This is a genomic window from Pseudomonas sp. GM84, assembly GCF_000282535.1.
In the GTDB taxonomy this organism is placed as follows: Bacteria; Pseudomonadota; Gammaproteobacteria; order Pseudomonadales; family Pseudomonadaceae; genus Aquipseudomonas.
This window is the reverse complement of record NZ_AKJC01000369.1, coordinates 1-2,701: the sequence shown is the minus strand read 5'-3', so window position 1 is coordinate 2,701 and position 2,701 is coordinate 1. Positions and strand designations below refer to the sequence as shown.

Genomic DNA, 2,701 nt, shown 5'->3' with positions numbered 1-2,701 from the left:
ACCGTGGCACGTTGCAACAAATGTAGGAGCGGATTCATCCGCGATGCGCCGCGCGGGCGGCGCTCGATTTCAACGGCACTACAGAGTTCAAGGCATGCACCCTAGGGCCTTCCACTCCCAGATATGCCTAGGGACATATCCCGCTACCCTTCGCCAAATGCTACGGTGTCCCGTAATCCCGAAGGAGCCCACCATGGACCCAATCACCGTTCTCTCCACCCGCTTGGGCGAACACCTGCGCCGCTTCAACGCCCAGGTGACCACCGCCGAATCCTGTACCGGCGGCGGCATCGCCGAGGCCATTACTCGCGTGCCTGGCAGTTCGGCCTGGTTCGAAGCGGGTTACGTCACCTATTCCAATGCCCAGAAAACCCGCCAGCTCAATGTGCCCGAGGCGCTGTTCATCGAGGTCGGTGCAGTGAGCCAGGAGGTGGTCGAAGCCATGGTTCGTGGTGCCCAGGCCGCCAGCAGTGCCCGCTTTGCAGTCGCTGTCAGTGGCATCGCCGGACCCGATGGCGGTTCGCCAGCAAAGCCGGTGGGCACCGTTTGGCTGGCCTGGGCCGATGGCGATCGCGTGTTCAGTGAGCGGCGCCACTTCGACGGCGACCGCGAAAGTGTGCGCCGACAGACGGTGATCGCCGCGTTAGACGGCTTGTTACAGCTTGGCGCCGAGTAATTCGACGACAGGGGTTTGCTCAAGCGCTTGCCTGTGGAATAATACTGGCTACTTATACAGGTATTCCGGCCGTCAGGGCCAAGTCGAACACGTGAGGATTTCAATGGACGACAACAAGAAGCGCGCCTTGGCTGCGGCCCTGGGTCAGATCGAACGCCAATTCGGCAAAGGCGCTGTCATGCGCATGGGCGATCACGAGCGTCAGGGTATCCCGGCCATTTCCACTGGCTCGCTGGGCCTGGACATTGCCCTCGGCATTGGCGGCCTGCCAAAAGGTCGTATCGTCGAAATTTATGGCCCAGAATCGTCGGGTAAGACCACCCTGACCCTGTCGGTCATCGCCGAGGCCCAGAAGAACGGCGCCACCTGCGCCTTCGTCGACGCCGAGCACGCGCTCGACCCTGAATATGCCGGCAAGCTGGGCGTCAACGTCGACGACCTGCTGGTCTCGCAGCCGGACACCGGTGAGCAGGCCCTGGAAATCACCGACATGCTGGTGCGTTCCAACGCGGTTGACGTGATCATCGTCGACTCCGTGGCGGCCCTGGTACCCAAAGCCGAAATCGAAGGCGAGATGGGTGACATGCACGTCGGCCTGCAAGCCCGTCTGATGTCCCAGGCCCTGCGCAAGATCACCGGTAACATCAAGAACGCCAACTGCCTGGTTATCTTCATCAACCAGATCCGTATGAAGATCGGTGTGATGTTCGGCAGCCCGGAAACCACTACCGGTGGTAACGCCCTGAAGTTCTACGCCTCGGTGCGTCTGGACATCCGTCGTACCGGCGCGGTGAAGGAAGGCGACGAAGTGGTTGGCAGCGAAACCCGCGTCAAGATCGTCAAGAACAAGGTTTCGCCACCGTTCCGTCAGGCCGAGTTCCAGATCCTCTACGGCAAGGGTATCTACCGTAACGGCGAAATCATCGACCTGGGCGTATCCCAAGGGTTGGTGGAGAAGTCCGGTGCCTGGTACAGCTACCAAGGCAACAAGATCGGTCAGGGCAAGGCCAACGCCGCCAAGTACCTGCAAGAGAATCCGGCCATCGGTGCAGAGATCGAGAAGCAGATCCGCGAGAAGCTGCTCAACACGGGTGCCGTTGCTGCTGCCGGCAAGGCCGCTGCCGCTGAAGCCGATGCCGGCGACATGGCTGATGCCGACGCCGGTTACTGATCAGCGTTTGTAGAGTACCTGTATGTCCGTCGTCCTCGACACCCCCGTCGCCGTTCGGCGGACAGCCATGGACCTGCTCGCGCGCCGCGAGCATGGTCGCGTCGAGCTGACGCGCAAACTGCGTCAGCGCGGCGCTTCGGATGAGCTGATCGAGCCAGAGCTCGATCGGCTCACCGAAGAAGGGCTGCTTAGCGAAGCCCGCTATCTTGAGAGTTTCATTCGATACCGTTCCAACGCCGGCTATGGCCCCGCGCGCATTCGCGAGGAGCTGAGCCAGCGTGGCCTGAACCGTGGCGACATCGACCAGGCACTGCGTGACAGTGGTGTGGACTGGGTGGAACGGTTACAGGAGGCCTGGCAGCGAAAATTTGCCGGCCAACGCCCGCAAGACCCCCGCAGCCGTGCCCAGCAGAGTCGATTTCTCGCCTACCGTGGGTTTCCCATGGACATGATCGGCCGCCTGCTCAGCGGCCGGGATTTGTACGACTAGTAGGAGCGGCCTTGTGTCGCGAAAGGCCGCTCCTACATTGGTTACGAAAGACCCTAGCTAACCTTCAACGCCTCCCGCGCTCGCTGCGTGGTATGCATCGGCTGTGGCTTTGCCCAGTTCTCCGGCAGATTGATGAAATCCACCAGCTCACGCAGGCGACCCTGATCGCGGCCATTGAAGGCAAAGGTCAGGCGGGTCAGGTGGCTGTAATTACCCACCTCATGCTCTGCACCACTGTCTGCCTGCTGGTGATACTTGCCGCTCAGGCGCAAATCGGCGAAGGACTCCTGAATTTCATACAGCGCGGCATCGCTGAGTCGATGGTGCATGCGAATCACGAACTGATTCTTCAGCCAGCGGCTGG

Annotated in this window: 3 protein-coding genes and 1 pseudogene; 3 read left to right on the top strand and 1 reads right to left on the bottom strand. The window is 61.2% G+C overall.

The features are described from left to right. Nucleotides 1-193: 193 nt before the first annotated feature. The 3 genes from PMI38_RS25890 to recX all read left to right on the top strand — a co-directional run bounded on the left by PMI38_RS25890 (nt 194) and on the right by recX (nt 2,337). A complete protein-coding gene (locus PMI38_RS25890; protein ID WP_008101029.1) occupies nt 194-676 on the top strand; it encodes a CinA family protein in 483 nt (160 codons plus the stop codon). A 103-nt stretch (nt 677-779) separates the two neighbouring features. Next, the gene (gene recA, locus PMI38_RS25885; protein ID WP_008101027.1) at nt 780-1,847 is read left to right on the top strand and encodes a recombinase RecA; all 1,068 of its coding nucleotides are present in this window, start codon (nt 780-782) and stop codon (nt 1,845-1,847) included. Between the two features lie 22 nt (nt 1,848-1,869). After that, the gene (gene recX, locus PMI38_RS25880; protein WP_043274124.1) at nt 1,870-2,337 is read left to right on the top strand and encodes a recombination regulator RecX; all 468 of its coding nucleotides are present in this window, start codon (nt 1,870-1,872) and stop codon (nt 2,335-2,337) included. Nucleotides 2,338-2,390: 53 nt separating this feature from the next. Here recX and PMI38_RS25875 read toward each other — a convergent pair. Next, nucleotides 2,391-2,701 (bottom strand): annotated as a pseudogene (locus tag PMI38_RS25875) (cytochrome D ubiquinol oxidase subunit II); the annotation flags it as partial.